This is a genomic window from Thalassobacter stenotrophicus (genome assembly GCF_001458315.1).
Lineage (GTDB): Bacteria > Pseudomonadota > Alphaproteobacteria > Rhodobacterales > Rhodobacteraceae > Thalassobacter > Thalassobacter stenotrophicus.
Window position 1 is genome coordinate 278,864 of the sequence record NZ_CYRX01000031.1, and the last position, 19,965, is coordinate 298,828.

Consider the following 19,965-nt stretch of genomic DNA (forward strand, 5'->3'; position numbering starts at 1 on the left):
CCGGATGCCAGTGCCCTACCCGTAGGATTTCACCGGTGTCCCCGCCAAAGCCGAAATATTCAGCAACCCACGCGCCGTAATCGATGGTGTTACGATCTGCGCCTTGTTGCCCATGCCCATCAAGATCGGTCCAACCTCTAGGCCACCGCCACGCATTTTGAGGATGTTGCGCGCAGCCCCTGCCCCGTCCGTAGAGGCAAAGACGAGGACGTTTGCAGCCCCGTCCAGCCGTGAGCACGGCAAGTAGCGATCCCGGAGTTCAGGATCGAGCGCGCTGTCGACATGCATCTCGCCTTCGTAAGCGAAATCAAGCTGTTGCGCATCCAACTGGCGCAATGCCTCACGCATGACGCGGCCCGATCGGCTATCAAGGTTCCCGAACTGAGAGCCCGAACACAGCGCAACCTTGGGCTGTACCCCAAACCGCCGCACGTGGCGCGCAGCCCCGATGACAGAATTCACAATCTGCTCAGGCGTGGGTTCCGCGTGGACGTGTGTGTCCGCGATGAACAATGGGCCATCCTCTAGGATCATGAGGCTGAGCGCGCCAACCGGGCTGAGACCGTCGCGACCAAGGATTTGCTCAATATAGTTCAGGTGCCACAGGAATTGGCCAAAGGTACCGCAAATAACCGAATCCGCTTCACCGCGCTGCACCATAACCGCGCCAATCGCGGTGGTGTTCGTGCGCATGATCGCGCGCGCCAAATCGGGGGCCACACCGCGCCGTGCCATCAGACCGTGATATGTCTCCCAGTATTCGCGGTAACGGGCATCGCTTTGCGGGTTCACGATCTCAAAATCGCGGCCGGGCCTTACGGTCAGGCCCGCTTTTTCCGCGCGCGCCTCGATCACCTCGGGCCGCCCGATCAGGATTGGCACATCGGTGGTTTCCTCAACCACGGCTTGGGCGGCGTGCAATACGCGGACATCCTCACCCTCGGCAAAAACGATCCGACGTTCGGCGTTGGCCGCCGCCGCAAACACGGGCCGCATGATGAGTGCGGATTTGAATACCGATCCATCAAGCTGCTCTTTGTAGGCCTCGATATCGACATGCTTGGTGGCGACGCCGCTTTCCATCGCGGCCTTCGCCACAGCACTTGCCACGACACCCATCAAGCGCGGATCAAAGGCCTTGGGGATCAGGTAGTCAGGCCCAAATGTCAGCTGCTCACCAGCGTAGGCGGCGGCGGCCTCCGCGCTAGTAGTGGCGCGCGCAAGGGCAGCGATGCCCTCGACACAGCCGATTTTCATCGCCTCGTTGATCTCGGTCGCACCGACGTCCAGCGCCCCGCGGAAGATAAACGGGAAACACAGCACGTTGTTGACTTGGTTGGGAATATCGCTGCGACCCGTGGCGATCAGCGCATCGGGGGCAACACTGCGCACCTCTTCGGGCAGGATTTCTGGCGTGGGGTTCGCGAGCGCGAAGACAATCGGGCGCTTGGCCATTTTGGCGACCATCTCAGGCTTTAAAACGCCGGGACCGGACAGGCCCAAGAAGAGATCGGCCCCTTCGATCACGTCACCAAGGCTCGCGGGTGTGGTGCCCTGCGCATAGGCCGCCTTTTGAGGTGTCATTTCCTCGACCCGGCCCTCGTAAACGAGGCCCGCGATATCGCACAGATAGACGTTCTCACGCTTGACACCAAGGCTAAGCAGCATGTTCAGGCACGCGATGCCAGCCGCACCGCCACCCGTCGAGACGACCTTGATGTCGGCCCAATCTTTGCCGACCACCTTCAGCGCGTTAAGCGCGGCAGCCCCCACAACAATCGCCGTGCCGTGCTGGTCATCGTGGAATACGGGGATGTTCATCCGCTCGCGGCAGATCTTCTCAACGATAAAGCAATCGGGGGCTTTGATGTCTTCCAGGTTGATGGCGCCGAACGTCGGCTCAAGCGCGCAGACAATGTCGGCCAACCGCTCTGGGTCAGATTCGTTCAGCTCAATGTCAAAGCAATCAATGTCGGCGAACTTCTTGAAGAGAACGGCCTTGCCCTCCATCACCGGCTTGGAGGCCAGTGCACCGATATTGCCAAGCCCCAGAACAGCCGAGCCATTGGTGACCACGGCCACCAGGTTCCCGCGCGCGGTATAGAGGTTGGCATTGGCCTTGTCGGCCACAATTTCGGTACAGGCGTCGGCGACCCCGGGGCTGTAGGCCCGCGCAAGATCACGTCCGTTCGCCAAGGGCTTGGTGGCCCGGATCTCTAGCTTGCCCGGCTTGCCTTCAGCGTGATACCGCAGCGCGGCTGTGCGAAGACTTTCTTTGAATTCCTCGGCCATATTCCCTCCCCTTCAGAAATGGTTCACCATTAAACTATTTATTTCCTATCGGAAACGAAACCGGGTCACCACTGGAAATTGTAGCGCTGCACGCGGCACCCCGCCGCACAACAAACGGCTTAGGTAAACTGCTCCCGCAGCAGCCGTTCTTCTAGCCCGTGACCGGGATCAAACAGCAACCGATGCGCGATTGCGGTCTCGGAGTAGATATTCACCCGCACGACACCGCTGACGGAGCGGGAGTCGGTGTCCGCCCGCACAGGCCGCTTTTCGTGTTGCAGCACGTCGAACCGCACCACCGCGCGTGACGGCAACAACGCCCCGCGCCAACGCCGGGGCCGAAATGCCGCCATCGCCGTCACGGCCAAAACGTCGGACCCGATTGGCAGGATTGGCCCGTGGGCAGAGTAATTGTAGGCGGTGGACCCTGCTGGCGTGGCAACAAGACAGCCGTCACACACCAACTCATCCATACGCACGCGCCCATCCACCGATATACGCAGTTTGGCGGCTTGCGCCCCCTCGCGCAGCAAGGACACCTCGTTGATGGCCAACGCCTCAACCGAACTGCCATCCGCTGTCCATGCGGTCATCTTGAGCGGATGGGTCACAGCCTCTTCTGCCGCTTCAAGGCGCTCAATCAGGCCGTTTTCGGCATATTCGTTCATCAAGAAACCGACCGTGCCGCGATTCATACCGTAAACGGGCGCGTCGACCCCCATGCTGCCGTGCAAGGTTTGCAGCATAAAACCGTCGCCCCCCAAAGCCACGATCACATCGGCGTCTTGCGGGTCGAACTGGCCATAGCGGGCTGTCAGCGCGGCCAATGCTTCCTGCGCGTCGGCGGCCGGTGAGGCCATGAAACAAATATTCCGCGCAGCGGGCATGACAAAAACACTCCGTTGGTTTCCAAAACACTGCACTCGGGCCGATCCGAAACACAAGAGGGCCCTTTTGCCGCTCCCGGGGTATACATGTGCGCATTCCAGACTTCCCACCGGGCGCACAACCCCTTACACAACGCGCAACGTAAAACGTCTGCACCTCAGGAGAGAGCCTATGAACGCCCCGCACCGCGCCCCCGGTTTTTTCACCACCTCCATCGCCGAAAGCGATCCGGAGCTTCACGCCGCCATGCAAGACGAGCTTGGCCGTCAGCGCGATGAGATCGAACTGATCGCCTCTGAGAACATCGTTTCTCAAGCCGTGATGGAGGCTCAGGGCTCGGTCCTGACCAACAAATACGCCGAAGGTTATCCCGGACGCCGTTACTATGGCGGCTGCCAATACGTCGACGTGGCCGAGAACCTTGCACGGGACCGTGCCAAGGAATTGTTCGGCTGTGGCTTTGTAAACGTACAGCCCAACTCTGGCAGCCAAGCGAACCAAGGTGTGTTCCAGGCTCTGCTAAAGCCCGGCGACACCATCCTTGGCATGTCGCTTGATGCGGGCGGTCACCTGACCCACGGCGCCAAGCCCAACCAATCGGGCAAGTGGTTCAACGCCATCCAATACGGCGTGCGCGAAGACGATTTGCTGCTGGACTACGACCAAGTCCAAGCGCTTGCGACTGAGCACAAACCTCAGATGATCATTGCGGGCGGTTCGGCCATCCCACGTGTCATCGATTTTGCACGGATGCGCGAAATTGCCGATAGCGTTGGCGCCTACCTGCTGGTCGACATGGCGCACTTTGCAGGCCTCGTGGCGTCGGGCCACTACCCCTCGCCCTTCCCGCACGCGCATGTGGCAACCACGACCACGCACAAGACGCTGCGCGGCCCCCGTGGCGGCATGATCCTAACGGACGACGCGGATCTGGCGAAAAAGTTCAACTCGGCGATTTTCCCCGGCATTCAGGGCGGCCCCTTGATGCATGTGATCGCAGGTAAGGCCGTAGCCTTTGGTGAGGCCCTGCGGCCCGGCTTCAAAGAGTACCAGACCCAAGTGATCGCGAACGCCAAGGCGCTTGCGGATCAGTTGATCAAAGGTGGTCTTGATATTGTCACCGGCGGCACCGACACGCACCTAATGTTGGTCGACCTGCGCCCAGCAGGCGTCAAAGGCAACGCAACTGAGAAAGCCCTCGGCCGCGCCCACATCACCTGTAACAAGAACGGCATCCCGTTCGACACCGAAAGCCCAATGGTCACCAGCGGCATCCGCCTTGGGACACCTGCCGGTACCACCCGTGGCTTTGGTGAGCTTGAGTTCCGCGAAATCGCCGATCTGATTGTTGAGGTTGTGAACGGCCTTGCGGCAAACGGCGAAGACGGCAACGCAGAAGTCGAAGCCAGCGTCCGCGCCCGCGTTCAAGCGATGTGCGATCGTTTCCCGATCTATCCCAACCTCTAAGTCAGGCGTCGGCGGGATATCCCCGCAGACCCGTCGCAAAAACCAAGCCCGCTCGACAGTGATGTTGAGCGGGCTTTTTTCTGCTCATGCTTTGGGATTTACGCGGCATCTGGCACGTCTATCCACCTGCACAACGGGCGTACCGCCCGCTTTTGCCGCGCTCTACACCCACCAGATTCATTGATCGAATGGCAAAAATATGCCACTACTTAAGCCTTTATTAAGGATTAGAATAAATGCGCTTTTTCGGCCTGGCGCGCGGATGCATCGCAGCCACTGCTTTTTCACTGATCGCCCAAGATGCGACAGCTGTCACAACCTATGCGTCGATCTACGGGTACAACCAAGGTGTGCAATACAATTGGTACAATAACGACATCATGTACGACAGCTCAGGCACCTATGTGAATGCCTCGGGCGAAACCGGTTGGGGCACGATGGGCGCACGCGTGGACCCGGGGGCAGGCACGATTGAGACCAACGCCTATGGCCTCATTTTCCGCGACTATTGTGTGGCCGGTGGCGCGACATGTGACACTGGCGGCGGCGGTATGATCGCCATGGTGGATACCTTCACGCTCTCCGGTGTGGGCGACATCACATTTTTCATGGATATAACAGGCACGTCCCATGGCCATGAGCCTGCTAACACCAGTGCCGCCTCCATGAGCATGTATGCGCCGGACGCGACTTCCCCGGGCAGAGGCCCAATGGTCCGATCCGGTGAGCGTAAGGCCGCGCCGGAATTGGGGCCGAATGCCTTCAAATATGATCGACTGGAATTGCATCTGAATGTCATCCCAGAGGACGCATTTGGCCCGCCCTACACGTTCAATATGCGCTGGATGCAGCGGGTGGATGCCTTTGTGTCCACGGATATGCCGGGTGATCTGTCCGGGGCGTCGCTATCGATGAAATCGCAACTGGGTGTTGAGGTGACAAGCGGTGTGACCATTACCTCTGCCTCAGGTGTGTTTCCAATCACGAGGCTGGCACCGGTTCCTGCCGATCCGGTTGCACCTGTGCCACTGCCAGCATCGGGGGCGGCTTTGCTCGCGGCGCTTGGCCTTTTGGGATGGGCGCGACGCAGGCGGACCTAAGCCCCTTGCGTGGGGGGCGTGCCCCCCATACTTTGGCCGCGCAACCACCGGAGCATGAGTTTTGCGCAGCACACCCCCCATTCTGTTGTCCGTCACCCTAGCGCTGAGCAGTTGCGCAGACTTGCCCGACGTTTCATCGACGGTTTCGCCCGCAGCACAGGCCTCGGGTTACCCAGAACTGATCCCCCTTGCGCCCTTTTTGGCCACTCTGCCCCCAGCAGAGACCCCGAATGACATGCCCCAAGCCGCCCTCCCCGCGCCATCTGCGCCGGTTGATCTGGATACTCGCCGTCAAGCCCTACAATCGCGCGCCGATGCGCTCCGTGAGGCGGCTCTTTAACCAAGGCGCATTGCACGCCAGAAGCGGCTGAGCTATCTCCGGTTTAACGCAAAACACACCATGGAGCCTCCAATGCGCAAAGACACTCTTCGACTAGGCGTTGTAGGTTTGGGAACGGTTGGCACCGGGACGGTCAAGATCGTCCAAAACCACGCCGCGATGCTGTCCGCGCGCACTGGCACCTCTATTGAAATCACGGCAGTGTCCGCGCGCTCGCGCAGCAAGGATCGCGGCATCGATATCTCCGCCTACGCGTGGGAGGATGATCCCGTCGCCCTCGCGAAACGCGATGATGTGGACGTGTTGGTTGAATTGATGGGCGGCACAGACGGCCCCGCCAAAGCCGCCACTGAGGCTGCTCTTTCCTTGGGCAAAAGCGTTGTCACCGCGAACAAAGCGCTCTTGGCGGTTCACGGTCAGGCGTTGGCTGAATTGGCGGAGGCAAACGGCGCGCAAATCCGGTTTGAGGCGGCTGTCGCGGGCGGTATACCCGTCGTCAAAGCCCTGACAGAGGGGCTGGCCGCAAACGCAATGACCCGCGTGTTGGGCGTCATGAACGGCACCTGCAATTACATCCTCACCCGGATGGAAAGCGCGGGCCTTCCCTATGACACCGTGTTCCAAGAAGCCAATGATTTGGGCTACTTGGAGGCTGATCCTAACCTAGACGTGGGCGGCATCGACGCGGGCCACAAGCTGGCCCTGCTGGCCAGCATCGCGTTCGGCACACAGGTCGATTTCGACGCCGTGGCCCTTGAGGGGATTGGCGCGATCACCATCGAAGACATCAGCCGGGCAGCCGACATGGGCTATAAGATCAAGCTGTTGGGTCTGGCGCAGATGACCGACGCAGGTCTACAGCAAAGCATGCGCCCCTGCCTGGTGCCCGCCAGCTCACCCTTGGGCCAGTTGGAGGGGGGCACCAACATGGTCGTCCTCGAAGGCGACGCGGTCGGCCAAATCGTGATGCGCGGCGCCGGTGCCGGCGAAGGCCCTACGGCCAGCGCGGTCATGGCGGATGTGTGTGATCTGGCGCGCGGCATTGATCTGCCCGTGTTTGGCCAACCCGCCGCTTCCTTGGCAAAGGCGGCCCCTGCCGTATCGGCCACGCCCTGCCCCTATTATCTGCGTCTGACGCTGCGCGATGAACCTGGCGCGCTGGCACAGGTCGCCACCACGCTGGGCAACTCGGGTATTTCGATCGACCGGATGCGTCAGTATGATCACTCTGACGCAGATACGGCGCCCGTGTTGATCGTCACACACGCCTGCGCGCCCAATGATTTGGACCGTGCGGTAAGCGCGCTGACACAGATTGCGACGGTTGTAGGAGCGCCAGTCGCTCTGCAAATCCAGAACGTCTAAGCCCGGCGCGACGCAGCTTTGGTGGCCTGAACACGGTATGTGAAGGCCACCAAGAACAAAGCTGTCAGGATCAAGACAACGGTGGGCGCAGGGGCCACGTCGATAAAGAAGCTCGCGTATACACCCGCGATCATCGACAAGGTGCAAACGCTGACGGACACGACCAGCATCGCGCCAAAGCTGCGCACCACTAGAAATGCAATTGCCCCCGGTGTGATCAACAAGGCAATCGCAAGGATCAGCCCGACCGACGACAACGTCGCCACAATCACAAGCGACAAAAGCGTCAACAACCCGTAGTGCAAGACCTTCACAGGCAGCCCCATGGCCTGTGCTTGCGCCGGATCAAAGGCATGCAACAACAGGTCCCGCCACTTTACCAACAGCACCGCACACACCCCGACTGAAATCAGCCCTGCGGTCCATAAATCAGCCGTGCCGACGCCCAGCATGTTGCCAAAGAGGATGTGGTCAAGGTGCGCGTCCGACGGGAATGCTACAAACAGGATGATCCCAACGGCGAAAAATCCCGAAAATACGACCCCCATCACCGTGTCCTGTTTGACGCGGCTGTTTTCAGCCAAATAGCCCGTCAATACAGCCGACCCCATGCCCGCGATGAACGCGCCCAAAATCAACGGCAACCCCGCGATGTAGGCCAACACAATGCCCGGCAGGACGGCATGCGCCACCGCGTCGCCCATTAACGCCCAGCCCTTGAGCACCAAAAAACACGACAGCATCGCGGCAGGAGGCGCCACCAAAAGCGCAATCCAAAAGGCTTTTTGCATAAAGGCGAACTGAAAGGGCAGAAGGATCGTGTCGATCATTTGCTTGCCTCTAGCCGCGCATCGATGCCTACGTGGACCGGGTCCTCAATGGGACGTTTCAACGCCGCGCGCGACTTGGCCCGGGATGCCAAAAGCCCGTGTTTCGGCGCAAAGACAAATGCCACGAGGAAGATAAGCGTTTGTAACGCCACGATGATCCCGCCCGTGGCCCCGTCCAGAAAGTAGCTCACGTATGCCCCGGCAAAGCTGGTCCCAGCTCCGATAGACACAGACGTCATCAAAAGCCGCTCGAACCGGTCACACAACAGATACGCCGTCGCTCCCGGCGTCACGACCATTGCGATAACCAAAAACGCCCCAACAGTCTGCATCGCGGCCACGACGCTGGCCGACAGCAGGGTAAAGAAAATCACTTTCAACAGATCCGGCCGCAATCCGATGGATCGTGCGTGGTTTTCGTCAAAGAATGTCACCAAAAGGTCCTTCCACAAGACCAGCAACACCGTCAGGGAAACCGCCCCGATGATCACCAATTGCAGCGTGTCTTCGGGCGTGATCGCGAGGATATTGCCCATCGTGATCGTTTGGACCGACACGGCAATCGGGTTGAGCGAAACCATGAACAGCCCCAACCCAAAGAACCCCGTAAAGATAATCCCGATAATCACATCGGATTTGAGGCCAGAGCGGTTGGACAAAAACAACATCGAGCCGGCCGCCAAGCCACCAGCGATAAACGCCCCAAAGGCGAACGGAAGGCCCAGCATATAGGCCCCCGCCACCCCCGGCACGACCGAGTGGGACAGCGCATCGCCGATCAGCGACCAGCCCTTTAGCATCAGATAGACGCTCAGGAATGCACAGACCGCTCCCACCAGCGCGCTCACCCACATGGCATTGACCATGTAGCTGTATGCAAAGGGTTCAAGCATCGCTTGAGGCCTTGCCCGCGGTTTTGTCGGCTTCTTTGGCCGGAGGCTCCGCATCGCGTTCGCCGTACATGACAAAGGGCCGTTCGTCGTCTGTAATGATCCGGACCTCGCGACCATCATCGTCGTCGTGCAGCTCATCCCCACCCAAGGTAAAGTGGCGCAGCACACCGCCAAACGCGCGCTCTAGGTTGGCGCGAGTGAAAATCGTCTCGGTCGGGCCATGGGCCAGCACGGTGCCCTTAACGAGGACCGTCCGATCACAAAACTCTGGTACTGACCCAAGGTTATGGGTCGAGACCAGCATCACACGTCCTTCATCCCGCAACTCACGCAGAAGTTTGACGATCTGCTCCTCGGTCTGCACATCCACGCCGGTGAACGGCTCATCGAGCAAGATGACTTGCCCGTTTTGCGCCAAGGCGCGCGCCAGAAAAACACGCTTTCGCTGACCGCCCGACAGCTCACCGATTTGACGATGACGGTAGTCGAGCATGCTCACACGCTCCAACGCTTGGGTCACGGCGGCATGGTCCGCAGCGCGCGCCCGGCGCAGCATGCCCATGTGGCCATAGCGGCCCATCATCACCACATCCTCGACCAACACCGGGAAAGCCCAATCGACCTCTTCGGCTTGGGGGACATAGGCCACGATGTTGTCTTTGAGCGCCTGTTTCACCGTACGCCCCATTAGAGTGATCGTGCCGCTTGCAGCCGGCACGAACCCCATGATCGCCTTGAAGAGCGTAGATTTTCCCGCCCCGTTGACCCCGACCAAGGCCGTCACCGTGCCGCGCGGTATCTCAAAGCTTGCGTGGCGCAGTGCCGTGTGGCCGTTGCGGTAAGTGACAGTGACATCCCGAGCACAAATGCCCGATTGGTCGAAAGGGGCATTGGGCGATGTCATTCGGCGGTCAGACCTTTCACAACGGTTTGAGAAGTGACGCGCAGCAGATCCAGATACGTAGGCACAGGGCCGTCTGGTTCACTGAGGCTGTCGACAAACAGAACGCCACCGTACTTAGCCCCCGTTTCACGCGCGACCTGCTCGGCCGGGGCGGTGTTTACCGTGCTTTCGCAGAAAACGACGGGAATATCATTTTCCCGCACGCCATCAATCACCGCACGCACCTGCTGCGGTGTGCCCACAGCGTCGGTATTCATGGGCCACAGATACAACTCTTGCAGGCCGAAATCGCGGGCAAGGTAGCTAAACGCGCCCTCACAGGTCACGAGCCAGCGTTTCTCCTGTTCGACCTCGGACAACTGAGCGCGCAAAGGTGCGAGGACGCCCTCAATCTCTGCCTTATAGGCGGCAGCATTTGCCGTATAGATCGCCGCATTGTCGGGGTCCGCGTCGGCCATCGCCGCGGCGATGTTATCAACATAAACCATCGCCGCATCCGCGCCGATCCAAGCGTGGGGGTTTGTTTTGCCCTGATATGAGCCGCTTGCAATCGCGATAGGCTCAATCCCGTCCGAGACTGTGACTGATGGGATATCCCCGAGGTTGGACAGAAATTGTTCGAACCAAAGTTCTAGATTGAGGCCGTTCCAAAGGATCAAATCCGCATCGACTGCGCGGCGCAGATCACCGGGCGTGGGTTGATAGCCGTGGATTTCCGCACCGGGCTTGGTGATCGAAACCACCTCTGCCGCGTCACCCGCAACATTCGCGGCCATGTCCGCGATAACGGTAAAAGTCGTCACCACCTTTAGCTTATCATCTGCGAAAACCGGGGCGGCCATAAGGCCAAGAGCGAGGGTCGCTGAGGTCAGTCGGAACATTGTCTCTCCTGTCGCTTGGATCATAGTGTTTTTAAGAAGCATTTGCAAATAGGCAGGCCAAAGTTGCGAACGGATCGCAATAAGGAACAATTAGGGATAATTTACCAAGGTTCAAGTCCAAGTGCAGTCCAGTAGCAAAAAGCATGAATGACAACGAGCACCGAACCACCCAAACGCATCCTAAGCGCCGGCAAAACAGATGAGCGAACCGGCCCGCACCGGCTAAGGCAGGCTGCTGGGGTTGTGTCCCCTGCCCGCTCACACCGGCTCAGTTCTTTAGCTTCGCGCCCTAAAATCAGCCGCTAGGCTTACTCGCCTAGCGCCACCATCAATTGTTCCAAAAACTGTCCAGCGCCGACGCGAGCCCTTCACCCAAGAGCAGCGTCAGCCGCAGATATGCACCTTCTTGGTACAACTCCGACTGGCCCGAAACTTGGCCACTGCTGTGGTTATAGCCCAGCGCCATCAGCGTGCCTTCTGAGGGCGTAAAGCCCAACTCAAGACCCAACCCTTGGCTGGAATTGCCCGCGTCATCGAAAAGATACGAGCCATTCACACCCAGTTGGAAACGTTCCTTCCAGAAGTCCAGCGCAAGACCCGCCTGCGCCAACTGCGTCGTCGCTTTGGCAGTCGGGCTACCTTGAATATCTGCACGCTGATGGCGGCCAGCGTACTTTCCGTTCAGGCGCAGATCATCTGTCGCCTCAAAGCTTCCGTCCACGGACCAAAGGTGCGTTTCGGTGCGCTCGCCCCGGTCTTCGATCTGCGCCTCATACCACGCCAGAACGTCAAGCCGTGGGTCCGCGATCGGACGATATGCAGCCCCGACCCGCGCCCGAGTACGCAGCACGCGCGTGTCATTGCGGCTATCCAGCGCGACGCGCCCACGCGCGAGGATGGCCAAATCTGGTGTGGCCTGCGTGGCGAAACCAACGCTGGTGTAATGGGTGCGGCCAGTGTCTTCCCACGTTGTGTCAAAATCCGCATCACCAACATACCGCTTATCAGGGCCAGTCCACTTGAGCCCCAAAGCCAAGCTGGTCAGCGCGTCATCGCCGCTTTCGACTTTGCGAGAATGTTCCAGCCCTGCGCTGATCGTCCAAGCTTCGCCAACGTCCCAACCCATATCCAGGTTCTGGATCACGGTCTCTTCGACTTCGGACGCAGTCTTGGTCAGCTCTGTCGCCCCCGAAAGCCAATCGTTGAACCTATACTCGCCGCCGACACGTACACGCGTAGACATTCCGTTCGGCTCAAAGATCAGTTCAGCTTCCTCAAAGGTGCGCGCGCCATTTTCCAAATCGCGGTACACGCCAAAAACAAGCTTGGTATCCTGCGTGCCATTTCCAGCCACCGGCAGATGGAGGCGGGCTTCTGCCCGGGTGCCGGGTTGATCCATTGGTGTCCAAACGCCGCCCAAGGTGATGGCCGTCTCATTTGTCGTCCCCGTGGCACGGCTATCGCGTGAAACGGTCACACCGAACTCCCCAAGGAAGCCGTCATTGAAGCGGTGCCCATAGAGAGCTTCGAACGTCATGTCCTCCGTATCGCGCACTTGGTCCCGCGTGTATTCCGCGCTCAGGCCAAATGTTTTGCGTGCGCTCAATTCGGTGTCAAAAGACAACCGCACCTGAGAGGCACCGGCGCGCGTGATCCCATCGCCTGCATCAAAGTTGCGGCCCGCGTGGATTGCCTCAAATTGCAGGCGGTTCTGGCCGTCTTTACGCTCATAGAACAGGCGCGCTGCCTGATCGGTTTCACCAAGACCATCCTCGCTATGCGCGATTTCAGCCTCCCAGACGCCGCCGTTCAAGCGCGACTGGCGGACGTATGCAGCCCGCAGCCGGTTCCGTGTGTCTAGGCCACGCGTGCCATCAGAGTTCACCACACGCACACCGACTTCGGTATTATCGTTCAGCTGGTAGGCGGCCTCACCGCCGTAAAGCCAGTAACGCTCGGCTTGATCGGCCTTCACCTCATAGGTCACGCGGGCAGAAACCGGATTGCCATCGAAATCAAACTGACGCAGCGGGATGTCAAAGGTGATCGTGTCGGTGAAATAGTTCAGCAGGTAGTCGGTGCCACGACGCAGGGGCGTCGTGGACAAGATATCTCCACCGTCAGCATCCCGTACAAGGATTTCGACCCGCTCAGAGCCTGTCACGTAGCCGCCCAATGCCAGATCGTAGGGTCCAGACACGCCGCGCCCCGCAATCTCAGCCACCTTTTGGGTCTGATCCGTTTGCACCGCAAAAGCGGACACCGACAGCCGTTCATTTTCCCAAAACACCTCTGTCCCGGTGGCAACACGGCGTTCGCCACCCAGCTTGAGGGCTGTGGATTTTGGTTCAATCGCGATGTCACCATAAAGCATATAGGACTGGCCGCGCTCAATTTTGACAAACAGATTGCTGGACGATTGCGCGTCAAAACCTGTCTCGGAGGTATCACCATAGACGGGGTAATACGCATCGCTGTCGATATCGCGGAACAAGCGGTCTTCGGTGTCGCCATCAGAATCGTAGCGCAGGGTGAGCAAGGCAGATCCAGCAATCGCCCCTTTGTAGTAAAGCGCCCCGTTCAGACCGGTTGTCGTATCTTCGAAATGGCTAAAACGATCCGCTTGCAGCAGTGAGCCATTGGCTCCGCCGCCCAAGGCCACGGCCCCCTCGATCACACCGACCAAAATGCGGTCTTCCAAATTGGGCGTGAAGGTCACCTTGGCCTCGGCTTTGCCAAAGCCACTGATCGCAGCAATGGTTTCAGGGCCGGAGGCTTGGGGTGGGATCAAGTTCACAATCGCTTCACCGTTGTCGATGAACGTTTGCAGGCCGGGTGTTTCGGGGCGGATGTCCGTGACATCCCAGCGCGCATTCCGCGCCTGAAGCGTGACCACCGCAGACGCGGGCACAACCATACCAGAGGCATCAAGGATGCGGATCGCAACAGGGATCGGCGTATTGGGATCGGCGCTGGCAATTTTCGGCACCACAATGTCGATGTTTGCGGGCTCGCCCGGTGCAACAAGCGTGATAGAGGTGCGCTGCCGCTCGATCCCAAAGCCGTCACGGCCAATCAATGTCAGCGTATTCGCACCCGCCCGCAGCTTGGTCGCAACAAATTGGGTGATCTGCACGTTGCGCGTCCGGGACAAGGCATGCTCACCCACGCGGTCTTGTGCAACAGGGGTGCCATTGATCAGAACCTTGAGGGACAGATCGGCAGGCCCTTTGACACGAAAACTATGCGTACGCGACGCGACCGCGCCAGTTTCGGGCACGTCCAAGAAACCGATCATGGGGTCCAACGTTTCCACCAGCTGCTCAAGCGTTGCTTGCGCGCGGGCCGCGTTTGTCGTTGCCACCTCAGTGGATGTGTCCTTTTGCACCTTGTCGCCGATGATTTGGGTGGATGTCGCCGCACCCGCCTCGGATCGAGCAGTCACGGTGCGACGACCATCTTGGTTGAAGCCGAGTGCCCGAGGGCGGGACAGGCCGGAATTACCTTCCGCATCAAATTGGGCGCGGCGCTTTGCAACACTCTCGAGGGTCGCTGGGGTGCATATGCCGGCTGCAAAGTTCTCAGCCCGCACTTCACCGCGCCGCAATGGCACAATCCGTGATCCACCGACACGCAGATCATTGGTGCGCGTCACTGCGACCTTTACGTTGGCTGGCAGGGTTTGACGTTGGATTTGCAGTGCGTGGGTCACCGGACGCAGACCGCGCAGCGAGTATTTTCCATTTTTGTCGGTCACGACAAACAGGCCGTCTTGGGTCACCAGCCGCACACCAGGAATGCCCGGCTCGGATGCATCACCTTGCAGGCCATTGCCGTCACAATCCATGAAAACGGTGCCAATGATCGTGCCCTCGCGTGCGAAGACGCCCGAGCCATTGCTCAGCTCGACAATCGCACGAGCGGGTGGCGATTGGCGTAGCGTCCCTGCCCCCGCTTGATTGCCGCTCAGGATAGCCGCGTTTTCGAGCGCGCCTTCAGATGCAGCGGCTGAAATGCGTGTCAGATACGTCAACTCTTGGCTAGAGATCGGCATCAGATTGCCGAGGTCAAATGTCAGCGTGCCGTCAGGCGCCACTGTCGGATCAGCAATCGGCTGGCCGTCCAGGCGGGCAGAGCCTTCGATAAAGCTGAGACCCATGTCGGGCGTGTCCGCAACCTCAGCGTTGATCAGCGCCTGATACATATTGTTCGAAACATCGAGGCTATAGCGCAGGAATTCACCGGTTGAGACCACATCCCGCTGTGCGGTTTTTGTCAGGGCAAGTGGTGTCGCATAAAATGGATCGAGCGGCAGGTCCGAGACGTAAACCCGTCCGCCATCATGCGTGAATGGTGCCCCACGACCAGCGGGTGTCACGGTGCGCTCATACCCGGGCAAGGCTGGGCGCACAGTAGGAAAACGCCACTGCGGCGCATTTTCGATGTCAAAGCGGTACTCACCGGGTGCAATCCGGTCAAAAGCATAAAGCCCCTGCTGGTTGCTAACTGTCCGAGCGACTTCGGCGCCGCTAACGGCATCCAGCAAGACAACCGTGATGTCCTCAATCGGTGTGTTATTCATCGCATTGAACACGGTCCGGGCGTTGCCCATCTGCAAAGTGGTCCTCATGCGGCTGATCCCGCAAAACGCGCTGGCTTCCACGGTATCGGCCACATTCACCGAAACCACAGAGTCGCCCGCAACCGTCTCAATCATTTCCGCAAGCGGGATCAGCGCAGTTTCAAAGACCCCGGTATCCCCCCCAGTTTCGCGCGCGAAGGCCGTTTCACGGTCGCCAGTGGCCGCGTTGAGAAGCGTCACGAGCACGGTATCGATGTTGGCCGTTGTGTTGCAGGACGTCGCGTTAACAAGAACGCGCGCGTCGCTTTGCGTGTCTCCAAATCGCACAACGCTGCGCGTGATAGGATCTACGAAAGAGATAGTGCCGGTGCCCTCAACAGGGGTCTGATACGTCACCGTGTTGGAACGTTGGGTGTATGTCTCGGCCCCGGTCACGACGTAGGTCGCCGCTGTATTGTCGATATTCACGGGCGAAAGGCCCGCGTCGACCTGCACCGAAAAAGCCACATCAGCGGCGCGACCAACGGCAAAGTCGCCTTCGACAAAAAAAGCAACTTCATCAATCAAAGCCGCAAATAAAGGGGCGGTACTTTCATAGGAGCGCGCAGGTGCGCCACGGCTGTGATACAAAGCGGTGATGCCGCCCTGCGCCTCTACGGTTTCGAACATAGTGTTCATTGGCACGATATCGGTGATCAAGACACCCGCGGCAGGCACCCCATCGATCAAAATGTCTGCACCGTCTACCGCATCGTAGGCCGGGATTGCCTGCTCCGAGTTGTTGCGCAGTTGCAGCTGATAGATCAGCGAAGTCCGATCCCCGGTGAACCGAACCTGTTGCTGTTTGCTCAACTCCAAAGCGGTATCAGTGATGGTCACCGTGCTTGTAACGTTCGCGCTGAGTTCAGGCGAAACCGTTGCCGCGAGTGTTGCCGTCACGTTTTGGTCTGCGCGCGCGCCGGAGGACACGGCAAAAGCATAGATCAGGTTCGTCTGTTCAGACATCTCAAGCGAAAGTGTATCCCCATGCGAAAGGGCTGGCTCTTGTGGGTCGATCACGCCGTTCCCGTTTACATCGTGATAAAGCGTTGCCTCTTCAATCGAAGTCACATCGCCGGCCAGACTGATGGCTGGGGTAAATTCCAGATCTGTGTTGCCGGTATTGCGTACTTGAAACTGAAACTGCTCCAACGCACCGCGCGACAAACGCAGTTCCATAGCGCCGCTCGCGTCAATTGCGGGCACAGGGGCCACACGAGCCATGACTTCATTGGATTGAATGGTCTCACGGACCCCGATGGCTGGATTAAAATACGTGGCTTCGGCGACATTCCGGATCAGCGTATCGGCAGGTGCCAATTGGGCCTGAGTGCTTTGAGCGGTCCAAGTGAACACAAAGGCGGCAAGGGCTAAGATTGGAAATGCCCATTGGGCTAGCAGCTGAGCCGGTCCAAAGTCAGTGCCGCAAGATACAGTTTTTTGCGCCGCATTCATGGCGTGACGGGTGCGGGTACGTCCAAAGTTTGTAAAATTCTGCATGGTGCCGCCCTTCGGAGTTTCCGGGTTTGGCAATCACGCATCACACCGGCTTTCGTCATTGGGGGTGTTTTGCCAGCGTACGGGGCAGCTTGCCGGGGGGCGAAGGGGTATGGCGCTGACGCAAACAGGCAGATGCCTACCCAAAGGGATAGTTCCCATTCGCAACAGGGATCGAAAATGCAAAAACCCCCGCAAGCATGGCCTGCGGGGGTTTTGATTGACTGGCTATGTCGACGGTATCAGTTGTCGACTTCGACCGTGAACTCTAGGTCAACAGAGCCACCCGGCAGCACTTCTGCGTAGGTCCCTGAAATGCTCGTGCTCGTGAATGTTGGTGTCCCCGAGGGCGACATCGCCGCGTCACAATCCCCGGCACATTCGGTGATGGCGGTATAGGCCGGTGCGCTGTCGAAAATCTCCACATTCGTTGCCGCAAAGGCGCCCGTGTTTTCCGCAACAATGCGGTAGCGGATACATTGGCCCGGTTCCACGTCCTGACGTGTTTTGGTGAAGGTCCCGACGGTGCCGTCACAATCAGCGTCGATGTACTGGTACTTCTCGAGGGTGACATCGCCAGTCACAATCGTGATGGTATCCTCAACTGTGTTATCGCCGGGGGTGATGTCGCTACCCGTACCGTTCAGTGTCTCCCCCAAGCTCAACGTCGCCACTTCAGAAACACCTGCAGTCCCAGTTGACGGACTTTGCACCCGGTAAATCACGCTCAGCGTATCACCAGCAGCAAGGCCCGAAGGAAGATCGTCAAAGTTGTCGATCACTTCATCGCCTGCATCCACTGCGCCGTTGTTGTTCACATCCCTAAAGATCGCGCCCGAGAAGTTGCTAAACCCAGAAGCTGAAATCGTACCAGAGGTAATTGTGACGTTACCGTTGTTGGTGATGGTATGCGCAATATCAACGACCCCACCCGGAGAAGCTTGAACCGCCTGATCCGACACAATGCTCACGTCATAGATGTTGCGCACGCGGATGGCGTTCACGATACGGTCGGATTGACCGGAGACCGCACTTTGAACTTGGATATCAACCTCTGTATCCCCGGCCACGGCATCCTCTGCGGGGGTAACAATGACGCTAAACGTGCCGGTGTCCCCGTCTGGAATGGTGCCAGTGTTGGTGATGATTGAGCCGGAAGCATCGCGGAACTCTACGGTCCAGCCCGCGGGCAACGGATTGGCCAGCGAGATATTGTAGCTGTCCGAAGTCCCGCCGTTGTTTTGAACGTTCATCTCAAAGGTGTAGGCGTCACCAGGCGCAATACCCAAGGACGGCGTGGTTTGGGTGCTGTCTTCGCTGACAACCCAAGGATTAGACGATCCATCGCGTGGGTTGGCCCCGTCACCTTCGCTGCCAGTGACATCATTTTCCAAATCCACGCTGGATGCCAACACTGCGCCCATGAAAGCCGCAACCGATGTATCGCTGGCCCCGGAGGCATCAGATTTCGTCTCAAGATAGACTTGATACGTCGGCGTCGACGTCGTGCTGGCGGCAACTGGCGTCGCATCCGAGGGCAGCGTTGCGACCAGAGTGACTTTTGCGCTTTCGCCGATCGCGAGCGGCCCCACGGAGCCAATTACAGGCGTGATCCCATCTGCGCCCACAATGCGGAACGTGGTGCCTGCGGGATATGTATTGTTGCTGTCGTCCAGCACCGAGACCGACAGGCTGTCAGACTGGTTGGAATTGTTGGTGATCACGAATTCTTGGCGGATCACCCCACCTTGATACACATTGGTCGTCTCGGAAACGATGTCATCGCCGCTGGTGCCATCATCGGTCCCAGATGTCATAGACGCGTTGGGCGATTGGTCTGCGATGTCGACTTCGAATTCAGCATCAACAACGATTGTCGCGGTGTTTGAGCTCGGGAAATCAGTCCCTTCAACGGTTTGGGTCGCGGTGTTGGTGATGACGCCCGCATCCGCCGCGGATGTGATACGCGCTTGGAATGTCACGCTGCCCGTGCGGCCAGACGCAACCCGGTCGATGCTGAAATCGACGGTGTCATCATCGTTAAAGTTCCAGAAGATGTTGTTGCCGCTGCCGTTGGTCGCGTCGACATCGGAAAAGCTGTTGCTGTCGTTCAGAGCACCGGATGCATCGGACCAGCGTGCCGAGCCTGCGACATAGGCCAGACCATCGTCTAGTACGTCCGTCACTTTGTAGTTCGTGGCATCGACCAAACCTGTGCTGGAGTATGCCAGCGTGATTGTCACCAAATCCCCTGCGTCGATCCGGTTGTTGGCATTGTCGTCGGCAGCAACCATCGATTTGACAAGTTCAATGATCGCCCCGTTGGACACAGTCAGAGTGTCGGTGTTGGTATCCGTCGTTCCGCTATCCAGCTGAGACGCTGCGGTCACGGTCATCGTATCTGTGCCACTGGCTGTGGACCCTGCTGTCGCCTCAATGATCAGGCCGAACTGCTCGCCGGGGGCAAGTAGCGGGGTCTCGGTGATCGGCGTTGCACTGTCGGCGACACCATCCATGTTCGCATCTGGATAGAACACCAAGTTTTGCGCATCAAACGCGCCTGTATCATTTTCCGAAACGCTCAGCGTGAAGGCATCTGCCCCGTTACCGACGTTGGTCACGATATGAGGCAAGAAGGCCTTGCCGCCCGGAGCGATGTTATCTGATGTGTCGGATGTCAGTGTGACGCCGGCAACCTGGCGGACAATCGTCTCGACTGTGTTGGAAGTGATCGTGATCGTGTCGCCAGCCGTGTTTTCGTAGGTGGCAACAGCTTGGTTGCCAATGACAGCACCTGCTTGTGGGGCGGCCTGCGCAGCCGCCGAAAACGCGGTGACCAATACTGCCGCTGCACTTACGGAGCGGATCAAGGTGGATTTATGTGTAA

The 19,965-nt window shown here is 58.9% G+C and carries 12 protein-coding genes; 4 read left to right on the forward strand and 8 right to left on the reverse strand.

What is annotated here, in order from left to right; translation table 11 throughout:
- Positions 1-15: 15 nt before the first annotated feature.
- A complete protein-coding gene (locus THS5294_RS12045) occupies positions 16-2,292 on the reverse strand; it encodes an NADP-dependent malic enzyme (RefSeq protein WP_058123957.1) in 2,277 nt (758 codons plus the stop codon).
- A 119-nt stretch (positions 2,293-2,411) separates the two neighbouring features.
- A complete protein-coding gene (locus THS5294_RS12050; protein ID WP_058123958.1) occupies positions 2,412-3,179 on the reverse strand; it encodes an NAD kinase in 768 nt (255 codons plus the stop codon).
- A 172-nt stretch (positions 3,180-3,351) separates the two neighbouring features.
- Here THS5294_RS12050 and glyA point away from each other — a divergent pair, with 172 nt between their 5' ends.
- From glyA to THS5294_RS12070, 4 genes are all read left to right on the forward strand, one after another.
- A complete protein-coding gene (gene glyA / locus THS5294_RS12055) occupies positions 3,352-4,647 on the forward strand; it encodes a serine hydroxymethyltransferase (RefSeq protein ID WP_058123959.1) in 1,296 nt (431 codons plus the stop codon).
- 236 nt (positions 4,648-4,883) lie between these two features.
- Positions 4,884-5,747, forward strand: coding sequence for a hypothetical protein (locus THS5294_RS12060; RefSeq protein ID WP_058123960.1), 864 nt, complete (start codon positions 4,884-4,886; stop codon positions 5,745-5,747).
- Positions 5,748-5,808: 61 nt separating this feature from the next.
- Positions 5,809-6,087 (forward strand): hypothetical protein, encoded by a 279-nt coding sequence (locus THS5294_RS12065; RefSeq protein WP_058123961.1) that lies wholly within the window; start codon positions 5,809-5,811, stop codon positions 6,085-6,087.
- A 72-nt stretch (positions 6,088-6,159) separates the two neighbouring features.
- Entirely contained in the window at positions 6,160-7,452 is a 1,293-nt protein-coding gene (locus THS5294_RS12070; protein WP_058123962.1) for a homoserine dehydrogenase, read from the forward strand.
- Here THS5294_RS12070 and THS5294_RS12075 read toward each other — a convergent pair.
- The 6 genes from THS5294_RS12075 to THS5294_RS12100 form a co-directional block, all read right to left on the reverse strand.
- Positions 7,449-8,282, reverse strand: coding sequence for a metal ABC transporter permease (locus THS5294_RS12075; RefSeq protein WP_058123963.1), 834 nt, complete (start codon positions 8,280-8,282; stop codon positions 7,449-7,451). The two genes, THS5294_RS12070 and THS5294_RS12075, sit on opposite strands and share 4 nt — an antisense overlap.
- On the reverse strand, positions 8,279-9,175 hold the full coding sequence (locus THS5294_RS12080; RefSeq protein WP_052068421.1) for a metal ABC transporter permease: 897 nt from the start codon (positions 9,173-9,175) through the stop codon (positions 8,279-8,281). The genes THS5294_RS12075 and THS5294_RS12080 overlap by 4 nt, the downstream gene beginning before the upstream one ends.
- Positions 9,168-10,079 carry a manganese/iron ABC transporter ATP-binding protein gene (locus tag THS5294_RS12085; protein ID WP_058123964.1) on the reverse strand — a complete coding sequence of 304 codons (912 nt, stop codon included), beginning with the start codon at positions 10,077-10,079 and terminating at the stop codon, positions 9,168-9,170. Before THS5294_RS12085 ends, THS5294_RS12080 begins: the two co-directional genes overlap by 8 nt.
- Entirely contained in the window at positions 10,076-10,960 is an 885-nt protein-coding gene (locus tag THS5294_RS12090) for a metal ABC transporter substrate-binding protein (protein ID WP_058123965.1), read from the reverse strand. Before THS5294_RS12090 ends, THS5294_RS12085 begins: the two co-directional genes overlap by 4 nt.
- A gap of 328 nt (positions 10,961-11,288) precedes the next feature.
- Positions 11,289-17,081: a DUF11 domain-containing protein gene (locus tag THS5294_RS12095; protein WP_058123966.1), complete on the reverse strand. Its 5,793-nt coding sequence runs from the start codon at positions 17,079-17,081 to the stop codon at positions 11,289-11,291.
- 239 nt (positions 17,082-17,320) lie between these two features.
- On the reverse strand, positions 17,321-19,948 hold the full coding sequence (locus tag THS5294_RS12100) for a beta strand repeat-containing protein (RefSeq protein WP_233486474.1): 2,628 nt from the start codon (positions 19,946-19,948) through the stop codon (positions 17,321-17,323).
- Positions 19,949-19,965 lie beyond the last annotated feature (17 nt).

Coding starts and splice junctions, on each gene's coding strand:
- THS5294_RS12080 (WP_052068421.1), bottom strand. CDS start 9,175: ATGCTTGAACCCTTTGCATACAGCTACATGGTCAATGCCATGTGGGTG.
- THS5294_RS12085 (WP_058123964.1), bottom strand. CDS start 10,079: ATGACATCGCCCAATGCCCCTTTCGACCAATCGGGCATTTGTGCTCGG.
- THS5294_RS12050 (WP_058123958.1), bottom strand. CDS start 3,179: ATGCCCGCTGCGCGGAATATTTGTTTCATGGCCTCACCGGCCGCCGAC.
- THS5294_RS12060 (WP_058123960.1), top strand. CDS start 4,884: ATGCGCTTTTTCGGCCTGGCGCGCGGATGCATCGCAGCCACTGCTTTT.
- THS5294_RS12045 (WP_058123957.1), bottom strand. CDS start 2,292: ATGGCCGAGGAATTCAAAGAAAGTCTTCGCACAGCCGCGCTGCGGTAT.
- THS5294_RS12075 (WP_058123963.1), bottom strand. CDS start 8,282: ATGATCGACACGATCCTTCTGCCCTTTCAGTTCGCCTTTATGCAAAAA.
- THS5294_RS12070 (WP_058123962.1), top strand. CDS start 6,160: ATGCGCAAAGACACTCTTCGACTAGGCGTTGTAGGTTTGGGAACGGTT.
- glyA (WP_058123959.1), top strand. CDS start 3,352: ATGAACGCCCCGCACCGCGCCCCCGGTTTTTTCACCACCTCCATCGCC.
- THS5294_RS12095 (WP_058123966.1), bottom strand. CDS start 17,081: ATGCAGAATTTTACAAACTTTGGACGTACCCGCACCCGTCACGCCATG.
- THS5294_RS12090 (WP_058123965.1), bottom strand. CDS start 10,960: ATGTTCCGACTGACCTCAGCGACCCTCGCTCTTGGCCTTATGGCCGCC.